The 15693-nt window shown below is 47.1% G+C and carries 10 protein-coding genes; 6 read left to right on the top strand and 4 right to left on the bottom strand.

The features are described from left to right. Positions 1 to 87 precede the first annotated feature (87 nt). Positions 88 to 2250, bottom strand: coding sequence for a glycine--tRNA ligase subunit beta (gene glyS, locus QUA07_RS06625; protein ID WP_333323541.1), 2163 nt, complete (start codon positions 2248 to 2250; stop codon positions 88 to 90). 136 nt (positions 2251 to 2386) lie between these two features. Here glyS and QUA07_RS06620 point away from each other — a divergent pair, with 136 nt between their 5' ends. Together QUA07_RS06620 and QUA07_RS06615 are read left to right on the top strand one after the other, a co-directional pair. Beyond that, a complete protein-coding gene (locus QUA07_RS06620) occupies positions 2387 to 3514 on the top strand; it encodes a HetZ-related protein 2 (RefSeq protein WP_333323539.1) in 1128 nt (375 codons plus the stop codon). Positions 3515 to 4118: 604 nt separating this feature from the next. Further along, positions 4119 to 5186, top strand: a complete 1068-nt coding sequence (locus tag QUA07_RS06615; RefSeq protein ID WP_333323537.1) for a hypothetical protein — start codon at positions 4119 to 4121, stop codon at positions 5184 to 5186. 262 nt (positions 5187 to 5448) lie between these two features. Here QUA07_RS06615 and QUA07_RS06610 read toward each other — a convergent pair whose 3' ends face one another. The 3 genes from QUA07_RS06610 to trpB form a co-directional block, all read right to left on the bottom strand. Continuing rightward, entirely contained in the window at positions 5449 to 6081 is a 633-nt protein-coding gene (locus QUA07_RS06610; RefSeq protein ID WP_333323649.1) for a ribonuclease D, read from the bottom strand. 118 nt (positions 6082 to 6199) lie between these two features. Then, entirely contained in the window at positions 6200 to 6634 is a 435-nt protein-coding gene (locus tag QUA07_RS06605; RefSeq protein ID WP_445305873.1) for a CAP domain-containing protein, read from the bottom strand. A gap of 141 nt (positions 6635 to 6775) precedes the next feature. Next, positions 6776 to 8014 (bottom strand): tryptophan synthase subunit beta, encoded by a 1239-nt coding sequence (gene trpB / locus QUA07_RS06600; protein WP_333241060.1) that lies wholly within the window; start codon positions 8012 to 8014, stop codon positions 6776 to 6778. A gap of 240 nt (positions 8015 to 8254) precedes the next feature. On the opposite strand from trpB, the gene QUA07_RS06595 reads away from it, so the two are divergent. The 4 genes from QUA07_RS06595 to QUA07_RS06580 all read left to right on the top strand — a co-directional run. After that, positions 8255 to 8623 carry a translation initiation factor gene (locus QUA07_RS06595; RefSeq protein WP_333051370.1) on the top strand — a complete coding sequence of 123 codons (369 nt, stop codon included), beginning with the start codon at positions 8255 to 8257 and terminating at the stop codon, positions 8621 to 8623. Positions 8624 to 8775: 152 nt separating this feature from the next. After that, entirely contained in the window at positions 8776 to 9369 is a 594-nt protein-coding gene (gene recR / locus QUA07_RS06590; RefSeq protein ID WP_333085182.1) for a recombination mediator RecR, read from the top strand. A gap of 376 nt (positions 9370 to 9745) precedes the next feature. After that, positions 9746 to 11857, top strand: coding sequence for a prolyl oligopeptidase family serine peptidase (locus QUA07_RS06585; RefSeq protein ID WP_333323534.1), 2112 nt, complete (start codon positions 9746 to 9748; stop codon positions 11855 to 11857). Between the two features lie 771 nt (positions 11858 to 12628). Continuing rightward, the coding region (locus QUA07_RS06580; protein WP_333323532.1) for a DUF4347 domain-containing protein at positions 12629 to 15693 on the top strand (3065 nt) is incomplete at its 3' end.

The raw sequence follows: 15693 nt of genomic DNA, 5'->3' as shown, positions 1-15693 counted from the left end.
GACTTTCGCTTTGAGACGGAGGTTTTCAACCCCCGGCGGACTGAAGCGGAGGTTTTCAATCCCAGGCGGACTCAAATATTGTCAATTCTAACTTTTCACGATCGCCCCAAAGTCAGCCAACACCCGCGCGTGATTCCGCAGCAGCCCCAGTAAATTCAACCGATTTTGCTTAATTTCCGGGTCAGAATCCATCACCAAAACGCTTTCTGGCCCGTCGAAAAAGTTGCTGACAGTCGGAGCAATTTCCGTCAAACTATCTACTAACTGCTGGTAATTGCGAGTTTGTTTGGATAGCAGCGTTTGCGGCACTAACTGCACGACTGCATCGTAAAAAGCTTGTTCAGACGACTTTTGAAATAACTCCGGTTTCACCGCCGTTTTCGGTTCCAATTCTATTTTATCCAAATCACCTTGAGCCGCCAAACGAGTTGAACGGTTGACTGTTTCGTAAATTAGATCCAAAGTCTGGTTATTGCGGATTTGTTGCAGAAAGAGCGCTCTTTCCAGCGCGTCTAACAAATCTCTCAATGCTCGTTCAGTATATTCTGGGTCGTTTTCTCCCAAAATGGCATTTACCAAATCGTAATCTACATTCTTTTCTTCTTGCAACAAAGTCCGAATTCTTTGCAGGAAAAACTCGTATAACTGATCCAGCAAGTCCGCCGATGTTTGCGGGCGGGCTGCGGTAAATTCTGCAACAACTTCTGCGAGCAACTTGTGCAAATTAATTGGCAACTTAGCCGCCCAAATAATGTTAGTTATTGCATTGGCTGCGCGACGCAAAGCGAAGGGATCGGATGAACCCGTCGGCAACATTCCCAAGCCGAAGATGCTGACTAAAGTATCTAATTTGTCTGCTATTGCGACAATTTGACCTGTGAGAGTTTGGGGTAAATTGTCGCCCGCACCTTTGGGCAAATAATGTTCAAAAATCGCTGTGGCTACTTCTTCCGATTCGCCACTTGCTAAGGCGTATTTCTGCCCCATGATTCCTTGCATTTCGGGAAGTTCGTAAACCATTTGGGTTACGAGGTCGGCTTTACAAAGTAAGGCTGCTCTGGCTACATCAGCTTGCTCTTCCTCTGTGATTTGCAGTTGATTGACAATTAAACTGGCAATCTTGCACAGCCGATCGACCTTTGCGCGTACAGTCCCTAAATCTTCCTGGAAAGTAACTGTTGCCAACTTTGGCAAATAATCCTCTAGAGGCTTTACCAAGTCTGCTTTATAGAAAAACTGACCGTCTGCCAATCTTGCCCGCACTACTCGCTCGTTACCGGCGGCAATAATCGCGGCTTTAGCAGGATCTCCGTTGGAAATTGTAATGAAATAGGGCAGAAGTTCGGGATAATCTGGGCTTTTGAGGATGGGGAAGTATCGCTGGTTTGTAACAATAATTGTGGTGATTACTTCCGGCGGCAATATCAAAAATTCTTCGTCAAATTTGCCGACAACTGCGTTCGGCCATTCTACTAAGTCGGTGACTTCTTCTAACAAATCTTCGGTAATGTCGGCGTAACCGCCTTGTTTTGTCGCTGCGGCTTCTACTTGTGCTTTAATTTGATTTTTGCGCTGGGTTCGATCGACCTCCACGCAAGCAGCCCGCAGACACTCGACATAATCCTCGGCTTGGGGAATCGAGACCCCTCCCAGGGGTGTAGGGGGGGTGTATAACACCCGGTGTCCTTGGGAAATTCGATCGCTCTTGACCGTATCCGAACCGCTCACCAATGTAATTGGCAGTACAGTATCATCTAACAGTGCCACGAGCGATCGAATCGGGCGCGGAAACTTCAAATCTCCGTCAGCCCACCGCATAAATCTTTTGCCTTCTAACTTATTAATCCACTGCGGCACAAGTTCTGTCAAAATATCCGCTGTCATCCGCCCCGGAATCTTTTTGAGCACAAATACAAAATCGCCTTTATCGGTAGCGCGAACTTCCAAAGCATCAATTTCTACGCCCTGCTTTTTCGCAAAACCTTCCGCTGCTTTCGTCGGTTTGCCATCTTTAAAAGCCGAACTCGCGGGCGGCCCTTTTACCTCTTCTTCTCTGTCTAATTGCTGAACTGGCAGTCCTTTCACGAGAACGGCCAAACGCCTCGGAGTAGCGTATACATTAATTGAGTCATTTGTCAAGGATTCTTCTGCCAGCGTTGCAGGTACAAGTCGCTGCCACTGCTGGGCGCTGCTTGCGACAAAAGATGCGGGCAATTCTTCTGTACCGAGTTCTAATAAAAAGTTAGGCATATCGCACCGTAATGGAATTTTGTTTAGGGTAATTTAAGGTAATTTATCCGATCGCGCGATCGTATATCTGAAAAATACTCAAAAATCCAGGATACCACGTAAAATCGGGGGTGAAAGACAATATTCTCGACAGCCCATGACCTTGGCGGAAAGACTAGGACAAGATTGGAAGTCTCGACTGGAAAAAGATTGCCCGGACGAAAATTCTAGCACTCGCGAGAGTGTTGTCCGGTGGCTGTTGGGAGACAATCCCGAAAGATTTGACACTCTTAGCCCAACTCAATTGTCTGTCGCCTCTGGCGCGATCGACTTTTTATATCGAATTTTGATTTCTCGATATCTGGGAGTACCCCCAGAAAAAGCTTACCGCAACTTAATCGGGCGGCTCGGCGGTTTAGTTGTGCTCCGGCAAAAAATCCAAGCGTGGGTTTCCCTGAGTCGCGACAGACAGCGGAGTGCGGTGGAGGTACTGCAAGAAGTGATTCAGGAAATGCTCAATTCCGATCGCTACCTGCAGCAGCAAGTCGCCTGGATTGCCGAATGCACCTCAGACAGACGCCTGCGAAATGCTTTGCTGCTAGCGAGCACAGAAGAATACTGCTTGCGGCCGATCCGCAACCAGCCGCTGCTGGTGTACCGTTTTGTCAACTACCTGCGGCGTGCTCAGCGCGGCGGGTTGACGCAAGTGCCTGCTGGAGACTGGGTGCGGCTGGTGTCGGAACAGGTTCTACCCGACGATACAGACGAACCGCTCAGCCTGCTAGACGAACAGGCGATGTCCGAGTATCGAGAAAATCAAGCTTGGGAAGAGCAGCAAACTCAGCGGCAGATTGTCCAACAAGAATTTGAGAATTACTTGGCCGCTGAAGTCGATCCGCTGGCTTCCCGGTGGCTGCAGCTTTACCTGCAAGGTCGTTCCCAAGAGGCAATTGCCGAGGAGTTGAATGTTCCAATCAAGCAAATTTACCGCTTGCGAGAAAAAGTTAGTTACCACGCGATTCGGGTTTTTGCGGTCAAACAAGCACCGGAATTAGTCGCCAACTGGCTGGAAACTTCGCTCCAAGAACACAGTTTGGGCTTGACTCCCGCCCAGTGGCAGCAATATTTACAAGACCTCACACCGGTGCAGCGGCAGTTGGTAGAATCGTTGAAAGCAGGGAAAAGTGTAGAGACGATCGCATCTGAATTAAAACTGAAAACCAATCAAGTCATCGGCGAGTGGAGCAAACTCTATTTAGCAGCTCAATCGCTCCGCAACGAGTAGATTGGTAATGGGTGGCGGGCAATTGCTAATTGTTAATGGGCGGTAGCATTTTTCAGAATCCGCGCTACAAATCAATTCCCCAAAAGCCACAGAGTGCTGCGAGTTTCCCCGTGGAAAACCGCGCCATGCCCCTTGTATCAATTCAGGTTAGATCGATCGGGATATCGTAGCGCTGCCGTGACGATCGCGCTCCAAAACGCTCACAGTTAACTCTCTGAGGTAAGATACTAGCAGCACGATCGACTTTTCAGGCTTTTTTAGCCAATCCTCTATTCAGCGGTAGCCCGTAAATCATCGGTTGTGGTGCATCTCTAATACTTGTGCATTAAAGATATAATTCTATTGTTGCCAGCCACGGGCATCAACATCGGGCGATCAATGATAGTGGGTCTAGAGTGCGCTAGCCATCATCTAGTTCTCAATCTTTTGGTAGAGTTTGAGGCTGCAATACAGAAGGGAGAAAATTCTGGGACTAAGAATTTTTATTTAAGAAAAGCTTCCGGTTGTTAGGCCAATTCCTCCGTCAGGGAAGTTGCAGCGTTTAATTTTATCGCATCAGGTTGGTGCGTCGCGCTCGATCGCGCTTCCAACTACAAAGCAGCTAATGGTACATACATCTTCAACACACTCGGCAGCTACAATGGACTCCGATCGAATATTTCACCTAATCGACACTGTTGTCCCCTTTGAAGCTTGCCTTTATTATCAAGTTTTGCCTTTATCTCTAGAAGGTAATCTGTTTAAATTGGGCGTAGTCGATGCCCAAGATGACTCCGCCTTGGACTACGTGCAGCGGATTTTAGCTTACATGAATTGCTCAGTCACAACAGAGCCAATTGCCTCGGAAACTCAGCGCTCGATGCTCTCAGCTTACTTGCTGCACGGGAACCAACTCCGAGAACCGAGCCAGACAGAAACCGCTGCAGCCCCAACAGCCAAAAAATCCGCACCAGCAACTTCAGGCCCCAATGCAGCAACGCTGCTGTCTGTGCCAGAACCCTCGATGCCCCCTCCTGAGCCGTTTAAACCTGCTGCCGCTGAGGTTCCCCCGACACCGACACAGCTATCGGTTTTGAATGTCGAGGCCTTGCACTTGTCAAGCCAAGTGGAAGTTTTGGCAACTTTGCCCGCGCCCCAACTCCTACAAGAATTGCTCGGTAGAGTGCTGCGAGAGGGTATCGGTCGCCTGTTTTTTGAGCGCCACCAGTCCCAAGGCCGGATTCTTTGGAGTCAAGATGGCGTTTTGAAATCCATGCTCGAAGGTATCGATATCGTCCTTTTCCAAGAGGTCATCGACGAGTTGAAGCGGCTGACAGATATGCCTGTTTGCCCGGTGGAACAGCCCAAACAAGTCGAAGTTGAGCGCATATATCAAAACACTCATTTGCTGTTGCGCTTGCGGGTAATGACGGTGGGTGGCAAGGAAGAAGCCACCCTGCAAGTTTTGCGGGGGGCAGCTTTGAGGTTTTACCAGCAGCAGCAATTGTCTACTTTGAGTCGGGACGCACTGCGGCTGGCCGAAGAATTGCAGCGGAAAGTGAATCAAATTCGCGATCGAACTCGGCTTTCTCCTGTGCCTTTAGAGGGGTTGCCCGCTTTGGAACAGGTGATTAGAAATGTTGACGACCAAATTGAAGCTTTACTGCACGAACACAATCCCGATCAGTCCTAATCACCCATAGATCACTGTTTTGAATTTTTTTTAACTCACATCAAGTCCGGTCAAATAATAATAATTATGTTTGTAGTGAGGACTAAATTCCGAGCGAGTTTTATGATAACTCAAGTCTTCACTACAAACCAATTTGAGGGCAGTTCTGCGAGGTGACAGAATATTATACCAGTTCCAAAAAAGAATGCAATTTTATGCTCGTGTTCTAAACCCTGGTAGTCATCAGTCATTGCCAATCTAAAATCTAAAATCTAAAATAGTATTAGCCGTGCTCGAAAACATTGTTGTACTGCAATAAATCCAAACTCACAAAAACTGGCAAACACTGAAAACATTGCTGTGCAATTTCCCAGCGTTCTTCTCGCTGCAACATAGCAGTCAACTTTTGTTTAGCGCTCAGCAAATAGCGGACATCGTTAGCAGCATAATTTAGTTGATCGTCCGAAAGATTAGTCGCATTTCCCCAGTCGGAACTTTGAGATGTTTTATTTAATTCTACCTTTTCGAGTTCTAGAATTAATTCTTTCAATCCGTGTTTGTTGGTATAAGTTCTAGCAAGTTTACTAGCTAGCTTGGTGCAGAAAACTGGTGCAATGTCAATACTTAAATTGTAACGCATTGTTGCCATATCAAAGCGCGCAAAATGAAATACTTTCTCAATATTTTCGGCTTCCATTAACTTCTTTAAATTCGGTGCTGCTGTCTGGCCTTTGGCAATCCGCACCACTGCAACTTTACCTTCGGGATTGCACAACTGAACCAAACACAAGCGATCGCGCCAAGGTAGCAAACCCATTGTTTCCGTATCAACCGCGATCGCCGGCGCAGTCAAATAATAAGATAAGAGAGAATCGGGAATATCACCATCGCACACTTGAAAATCTGCAAATTCCATTATTGGTAACTGTTGACTGTTGACTGTTGACTGTTGACTGTTGGCTGTTGACTGTTGACTGCCTTCTTCCTTCTTCCCTCTTCCCTCTTCCCTCTTCCTTCTTCCTTCTTCCTTCAAATTATCGACTGCGAACAAAAAGCTGAGTAAAATAATACTCGCCTTTGGCATTTTTCGCAACCCCAATACCTGTCACATTAAACTGACCCTCCATATTTTTACGGTGGCCGTCACTTTTAATCCAACCCTCAACAGCATTGCGTACCGGGTCGTTGTAGCCAAAATTGTAAGCAAGATTTTCAGCTACACTTTGATAAGGAATGGTAATTGCTTTCGCCCGCCCCTCAAATCCATCGTGGCTAAAACTGACTTTACCCTTAGCCATATTTTCGCTGTGAATTCTTGCTATCTGAGTGATTCGCGGATCGATACTCAGCGGTGGCAACTTTTTAGATGCTCGGTATTGATTTATCTGTTGGTTAACCGCTTTTTCTAAGTCAGTAATAGCACTGGAAGCAACATTAGTATTCATGGGAGTTTGTGGCAGCGATCGCATAGGAATGGAGGTCTCACACTTAGGCAGGATTGTCAACAATCCCAAGCAAATCGAAATCAAACCTTTGGACATGAAATCAAACGAGAAATAAAGTTAATTGTTACCAATTCCTACAGAGCGATCGCCCCACATTCCGCTAGCCTAGATATTCAGAACCTTCGCTACAGTGTTCACGTCTTTGTCGCCGCGTCCGGAACAGTTAAGCACAATGCGCGGATTGCCTGTTAGCTGCGGGCACAGAGTCTCCAAATAGGCGATCGCATGAGAAGTTTCCAAAGCTGGAATAATCCCCTCCAACTGCGAAAGCCGCTGAAATGCTTCCAGCGCTTCTGCATCAGTTACGCTATAATATTCAGCCCTGCCCGCATCCTTCAAATAACTGTGTTCCGGCCCCACACCCGGATAATCCAAACCTGCACTAATCGAATGCGGCTCGATTACTTGACCTTCATTATCTTGCAGCAAATAACTCATCGCCCCGTGTAGAACTCCCACACTTCCCTTAGTCAAAGTAGCAGCGTGTTTATCAGTTTCCACACCTTCGCCCGCCGCTTCAATACCGATCAATCTGACAGTTTCTTCCCCGACAAACTCGTGGAAAAGACCCATTGCATTAGAACCGCCGCCGACACAAGCTAATAAAATATCCGGCAAACCACCCCACTTTTCCTGACACTGAGCGCGCGTTTCTTCACCAATTACCGCATGGAAATCGCGTACCATCATCGGGTAAGGATGCGGGCCCGCTACGGAACCGAGGATGTAATGAGTTGTTTCGACATTTGTCACCCAGTCGCGAATCGCTTCGGAAGTCGCATCTTTCAGTGTTCCCGTACCCGCAGCCACCGGCCGTACTTCGGCTCCCATCAAGCGCATTCTAAACACATTTAAAGCCTGTCTTTCCATGTCGTGAACGCCCATGTAGACAACGCATTCTATACCAAAACGAGCGCAAACTGTGGCGGTAGCAACGCCGTGTTGACCAGCACCAGTTTCAGCAATTACGCGCTTTTTACCCATACGTTTTGCTAACAATGCTTGAGCTAAAGCGTTGTTAATTTTGTGAGCTCCGGTGTGGTTTAAATCTTCGCGTTTGAGGTAAATTTGCGGGCCAGTTCCGTCTGCTTTAGCGTAGTGTTCCGTGAGGCGTTCGGCAAAATACAAAGGGCTGGGGCGGCCGACATAATCTTTGAGCAATTGTTGGAGTTGCTGTTGAAATTCCGGTTCGCTGCGGTATTTGTGAAAAGCGGCTTCTAGTTCAAATAAAGCGGGCATCAGGGTTTCGGGGACGTATTTGCCGCCGAATTTGCCGAATCTGCCGAGGGAGTCTGGGCGTTGGGCGCTGGTTTCGGTGGTGAGAGGTAGGGGGGTGACTGTCATTTGATTTTAGATTTTAGATTTTAGATTTTTTAGATTCGCGGGTAAGCTAGAGGCTTGATGTCGATCGTACCAAATCGGTTGTGGACTTGAGGCGATCGAACAAATTTCATTATAATTCCTTGAACGCTTGACGGGCTAATACAATAAGTAGAAGATAGATGGCATTCCGAGCGATCGCAACCATACCCCAATCCGCTAAAACTAGAAATAGCAGTAAAAAAAGTTCAAGCATCTTAACCTATGGCAGCATCCAAACGCAAAGATTCTGACAGCAAAACAACCGAGGGCAAACGAATAGTTTACTCCGAATTCGGCAACGTTGACAACTCCGCCGCCCTCCAACGGGGAGTTGCCGAAGTTCCCCCCAATCAACAAAACCTCAAAATCGAAGCATCCCGAAAAGGACGCGGCGGCAAAACAGTTACAATCATCAGCGGCTTTCAGGAAAAACCCGAAACATTAGCAACTTTAGCCAAGCAGCTAAAAGCCCAATGCGGTACTGGCGGCACAGTCAAAGATAATGAAATCGAAATTCAAGGCGAACACAAGCAAAAGCTGCTAGAAATTATCACAAAGTTAGGCTACAAAGCTAAAATTAGTGGAGGGTAAATTAGTCAATATTCCTCAGTGTATGGGCGGGGCGGGTTTATGATATACTTAGTTTTAAACATAGATGGTTGGTAAAACCCGCCCCTACATCGCACAAATTATATTGTCGCGAATCAACCAGAAATGATATTACCAATTACCGCCAATTTTTAATGTACACTCGACCTTTAGCTCGTTTAATCGAACAATTGCAGCGCTTGCCCGGAGTCGGCCCAAAAACAGCCCAGCGTTTAGCTTTACATATTTTGAAGCGACCGGAAGAAGAAGTGCAAGCCCTAGCTAAATCTTTGATTGATGCCAAACAGCAAGTAGGTTTCTGTCAAGTATGCTTTCACTTATCTGCTGACCCTGTTTGCGAAATTTGCCGCAATCCCAACCGCGACAGTCATACCATTTGTGTAGTGTCAGAATCCCGCGATGTAATCGCTTTAGAAAAAACGCGGGAATACATGGGCAAATATCACGTTGTTGGCGGCGTTATCTCGCCGATGGATGGAATTGGTCCCGAACAATTGAACATTCAACCATTAGTCCGGCGCGTCAGCCAGCAAAAGGTTAAGGAAGTAATTATTGCTATTAGTCCCAGCGTGGAAGGCGAAACTACTACTCTTTATATCGGTCACTTATTAAAACCTTTTACCCTAGTGACACGCATAGCTTTTGGTTTGCCGATGGGGGGAGATTTGGAATATGCCGATGAAGTTACATTGGCTCGTGCTTTGGAAGGAAGGAGGGAGTTGGATTAGTTGAAAACGGGTGGTGATACCTGATTTAAAAATAAGAGAAACGAACCGCGAAGACGCCAAGGGCACGTTCGGCGAAGCCGTTCCCGTTCCCCGCAGGGGTTCCCGAAGGGTAGGGTAGGAAGAGAAGAGAGGATGAAGAGTTTACAATTGATGCGACGAGAGCTATATTCTAAGCTTCTGCGATTGCTTCGCTCAGGCTCGCAATGACAAAATTGTAAGATATGAAACCCGCGTCGGCGGGTTTTGTGTGTGTAGCGACAGGTTTCAACCTGTCGGGTATTTGGTATTTGGTTTATGGTCTTGAGTTTCGTTGTTCCCTGTCGTCACTGCCGCGAAAGGGTAAACTGAAAAAAGTTACCGAGAGTAGTAAAAAATCATGACCAAATTCGATCGACCTTTCACCTACCCCACAACCCGCAAAATCGACCAAACAGACGACTACCACGGCGTCAAAGTATCCGACCCTTACAGGTGGCTGGAAAATCCTGACTCAGAGGAAACCCAAGCTTGGGTGGAAGCCCAAAATCAAGTTACCTTTGCCTACCTCAACGAAATTCCGGCGCGGGAAAAAATCAAACAGCGCCTGACTCAACTTTGGGATTACGAGAAATACGGCATACCTTTCAAAGAAGGATCTCGCTATTTCTACTACAAGAATGACGGTCTGCAAAATCAATCCGTACTCTACACCTTAACATCCCTCGACACCGAACCCAAAGTATTAATTGACCCCAACACTCTCTCAGAAGATGGAACCGTTGCTCTGGGTGGCGTAGCTATCAGCGAAGATGGCAAATACATGGCTTACGGTTTGTCAAGTTCTGGTTCCGACTGGCAGGAATGGAAAGTCCGTGAGGTGGCAACAAGCGAAGATTTATCAGACCATTTAAAGTGGATTAAATTCTCAGGAGCATCCTGGACTCACGACGGCAAAGGCTTTTTTTATAGTCGCTACGACGAACCCAACGAAAAAAGCAAGCACGAAGAAGTTAACTATTACCAAAAACTGTTTTACCACCAAATCGGCACCCCCCAATCTGAAGACGTATTAATCTACGAGCGACCCGACCAAAAAGAGTGGGGATTTAGCGGCGGCGTCACCGAAGATGGCAAATACTTGATTATCTCAGTTTGGCAAGGAACTGAAACCAAAAACTTGATTTTCTACAAGGATTTAACTGCACCGGAATCAACCGTTGTAGAACTGATTAGCGAATTCGAGGCTGAGTACAGTTTCATCGACAATGAAGGCTCTATTTTCTGGTTTCAAACAAACTTGAATGCACCCTTGGGCCGCGTAATTGCGATCGACACCAACAACCCACCTCCCTCATCCCTCGCTTGTGATGAAACCCCCTCGTCGCCCAGGGAGTGGGAGTTTACAGAAATTATCCCCGAAGCAGCAGAAACTCTCGAAGGCATAGGTCTCCTGAACAATCAATTTGTCGCTTCCTACTTGAAAGACGCCTACACCCAGATTAAAATTTTCAACTTAGACGGCTCTTTCGTGCGAGAAGTTGCCTTGCCCGGAATCGGTTCGGCGGGAGGATTCAGCGGCAAGCGGCACGACACCGAAACTTTTTATGCTTACACCAGTTTCACTGCACCTAACATCATCTATCACTATAATATGGTGACAGATGAAAGTACGATTTATCGGCAGCCAAAGGTCGATTTTAATCCCGACGATTACGAAACAAAACAAGTATTTTACCCCAGCAAAGACGGTACGCAAGTACCCATGTTTATCACCCACAAAAAAGGCTTGCAGTTTAATGGCAATAACCCCACTTATCTTTACGGCTACGGCGGTTTTGGCGTGTCCCTAACTCCGAGTTTTTCGATTAGCAATGTCGTGTGGCTGGATCTGGGCGGAGTTTATGCGATCGCCTGTTTGCGGGGGGGCGGCGAGTACGGCGAATCATGGCACCAAGCAGGGACAAAGTTGAATAAGCAAAACGTGTTTGATGACTTTATAGCTGGCGCTGAATGGCTGATCGAAAACAAATACACCAAACCTGCAAAATTGGCGATCGCAGGTGGTAGCAACGGCGGTTTATTAGTAGGGGCTTGCATGACTCAGCGACCGGAATTGTTCGGTGCAGCATTGCCCGCAGTCGGGGTTATGGATATGCTGCGCTTCCACAAGTTTACCATTGGTTGGGCCTGGACTTCGGAATACGGTTCTCCCGAAAATGCCGAGGAATTTCCGACAATTTACGGCTATTCTCCCCTGCACAATCTCAAACCGGGAACGGCTTATCCGGCGACAATGATTACAACTGCCGATCACGACGATCGCGTGGTTCCCGCCCACAGTTTCAAGTTTGCTTCTGCTTTGCAAGAAACCCACGCGGGAGAAAAACCAGTGTTAATTCGCATTGAAACTAAAGCGGGACACGGGGGTGGCAAACCTACAGCTAAAGTGATTGAAGAATTGGCTGATGAATGGGCTTTTTTAGTGCGCGAACTCGATATTGACGCTTAGCAAGCCGCGTTAGGGTGTGCGATCGACGCAGTTTGATGATTTAGATAAAAAGAGGGTGTAAAGGGCGATCGTACTTTTTGAACTGAAGGGCGATCGTTCTTTTTTGTCACCGCAATCCTGGTATTAACATATATAATTTGTCAACTTTTTTTGTTAACTTTTGTAGCGTTAAGTTGTTATTATTACATGGCTGTGAGTTTACTGCACACCCAATTAGTATAAGTATAAATCTCTAGAAATACGGTACTCTCAACTTTTAAGAGCGATCGCACCTCAAAGTCAAAATCTGCCAATTTTTAGGAAATTAATATTTTCAGTATATTTACGGTTCAAGCTGTCTGAGCCAGCCTCGATATCACCAGACTAAGAACAGCGCTATGAGGGGTTAGACCCCTTATGCTGATAAATCCGTAAGTAATTTACCATATAACTAACCTTAGACCTAATATCATTTTTTCCAAAAATAGAGCATCTTCGCTAATACAAAGGCTGTTACCCCTTATTCATGTTAGAATTTGCAGCCATCGGCCGCATCAGGACATCCAAGGGCGATCGCAGTAAATCCTGTCTAATGATTGACTAACATCACAAATAACAAATAGAGGTAAGTATTATGTCTCGTAAAAAATAACTTTTAAAACTTTATAGTTGAAAGTTTATCGTCATCTATGAAAAGGGGTAGCTTAGATTTAGCAACAAAATTAACCCCAAATGAAAACCCTCCTAAATCTGTCAAATTAGTCATCTACACAAACAGGGAAATCTACCAATATGGAAACTAAAATCTTGAGACAAGCTAGCCATAAAGCAGAGACGGCTAGTCGAAAAAATCTAGCGATTGTGGATTCACAAGTAGAAAACTACCAAGAGTTTCTCAGGGGAGTGAAAAGCGATACAGAAGTAATCCTGCTCGATAGAACCCGGGATGGAATCGAACAAATTGCCGAAATAGCAGCCTCGCGGCACAACCTCAACAGCATTCAAATAGTTGCTCACGGCGCATCAGCATCAGTAGAAATCGGCCGGGCAGAACTCAATATTCACAATATAGAAACCTATTCCCGCCAATTGCAGCAGTGGGGTAAAGCTCTCAAAGAAACAGGTAGTATTCTGCTGTTAAGTTGCTACACAGGCGCCGGGGAATCAGGTCTAAAGTTTATACAAAAACTCAGCGAAATAACAGGAGCAAATATTGCCGCTTCCAATAATTTAACAGGGAGTGCAGCATTAGGTGGCAACTGGGAATTAGAAATTACCACAGGACAAATAAATACCGAATTAGCCTTTGAAAAAAAAGTCCTAGAAAGCTACACATCAGTCCTGGCTACCTTAGCTGCTGAAGAATTTAAAAATTCAACAGTAATCGGGCCTTGGATATATGGAGTTGGCAACACCCTTTCATCTAACCCAGGCTTAACCGCAGGTAGTACAGCCAACACCAGCGGTGTTATTCCTGCTTTAGGGACTGGCGATCTAGAGGGACAAGGTACTTTGAGATTAACATCAAACGCCTTTCAACAAGCAGCTTTTGTAATCTACAACAACCCCATCTCGGCCACTGAGGGTCTGAGAGTTACCTTTGATTACTTTGCCTATAACAGAGGTACTGTCCTTTTTCCACAACGACCAGTAGGGGATGATACCCCCCTTGGTGCCGATGGCATTAGTTTTTTCCTCATTGACGGAACAGCTACGCCAACAGAAGCGGGAGGCTATGGTGGCTCTCTCGGCTATGCTCAGAATAATAATAGCCCCGCTTCACTTGGTATTTCAGGAGGTTATTTAGGTGTCGGATTAGACGAGTTTGGCAATTATTCTGCTAGTCAAACAGGAGTGGGAGGGCGTGTGGGCGGCCCCGGGCAACGGCCGGATTCATTAGGACTTAGAGGCAGCCAAAGCACATCTTATAATTTTTTAACTAGCACTTCCATTGCCCTTGGCATAGATAATAAAGATACAACCACTCGCACTGCTGCTAAAAGAAGTGTCCAAATTACATTATTTCCGGCGAATTCAATAATATCTCCTAACCGTCTCACAGTTGCCTTCGACTTGGACAGCAACGGCATCTTTGATGCGGGCGAAACACTGATCGACATACCAAATTTGACAACCATAAACGGAGAAGTGCCACGTACTTTTAAATTTGGGTTTGCTGCTTCGACAGGGGGAAATACAAACATTCACGAAGTTAACAATGTCATCGTCCAAAGTATCGATCCGCCTACACTTGTAGCAGACGTTTCCATTGTTAAAAAAGGCCCGCTGTTCGCCATACCCAATAGCACCATTACCTATACGATTACCTCCACAAATAACGGGCCAAACAGCGCCGAAAGCGTCCTGATTCAAGATCCGCTCCCAGAGGGCTTAAGTTTCGTCAGCGCCTCCGACCTCGCCACATACAACCCCACAACGAGGACGGTCATCTGGCCGGCGATTCCGACTCTGGCTAATGGTGCTAGCCAAACCCGCACCATCACCGCCACAGTTTCCCCAACAGTCACAGCTCCCTTAACTAACACTGCCTATAGCACATCCAGCACTTTCGACCCCAATCTAGCTAACAACAATAGTTCCCAACCCATCTCTCAAGTCTCAACTACAATTGTTGCTGCTCTTGCCGATGTTGTTACCACCAAAACCGGGACTACGGCAGCAGCACCGGGTGAAACAGTTACTTACACAATTTCCACGGTCAACAACGGGCCAAGCACAGCCGAAAACGTCACCGTTACCGACAGCATTGTTCGCGGTTTAACAATAGTTAGTCTACCCAACGAGGCTGTTTACAATCCAGATACTGGGATTGTCACCTTCCCACCGATTCCCAGCTTGCCTTCCGGTGCTCCTGCCATTAACACAGTCCGCTTCATCGCACCTGCATCTGCATCTGGCAGCGTCACCAACACTGCCAGAAATACCTCAGCTACCCCAGATCCTTTTCCTGAGAACAACAACGGCACTGATCCGCTGGCTACAGTCACCACAACTCTGACACCTAGTGCCGATGTCGTTACCACCAAAAGCGGGACTGCGGCAGCAGCACCAGGTGAAAGAGTTACTTACATAATTTCCACAGTCAACAACGGCCCAAGCACAGCCGAAAACCTCACAATTACTGACAGCATCGTTGGCGCCGTAACAGAAGTCAACGGCGGTGTCTACGATCCCAATACAGGTATTGTCACCTTCGCGCCCGTTCCCAGCTTAGCCAGCGGTGCCGCCGTCACCAACACAGTCAGCTTCATCGTACCTGCATCCGGCAGCGTCACCAACACCGCCAGAAGTACCTCAACTACCGCTGACCCGACTCTGGACAACAACGCATCTACAGTCACCACAACTCTGACACCACCTCCAACTCCCAACCAACCGCCAGAGGCCAACAATGCCACCTCCAGCCTAGGGCCCAACAGCAGCCAGTTAGTCACGGGATTGGGAGGCCGCGACCTCGACCCCGACGGGTCGATCGTCTCTTACACGATCAACACCCTGCCCTCACCAGACCAAGCAGTCCTGTTTTTAGGAGATCCAGCCAACGGTGGCGTACCAGTGACACCAGGCCAAGTCCTGACTCCAGCACAGTTGCAGCAACTATTTTTCCAAACGACGGGCACCTTTACAGGAAGCAATTTCACCTACAGCGCCACAGACAACAGCGGTGCTATCAGTCCCCCTGCTACCGCTACTGTGGATGGACTGATAGCACCAACACCAACTCCAACTCCCACACCAACTCCCACACCGACTCCCACAACACCAACTCCCACACCGACTCCCACAACACCAACTCCCACACCGACTCCCACAACACCAACTCCCACACCGACTCC

It is taken from the genome of Microcoleus sp. T3_A4 (genome assembly GCF_036700465.1).
Classification (GTDB): Bacteria; Cyanobacteriota; Cyanobacteriia; order Cyanobacteriales; family Microcoleaceae; genus Microcoleus.
The sequence above is the reverse complement of the archived record's forward strand: the minus strand, read 5'-3'. Positions and strand labels throughout refer to the sequence as shown.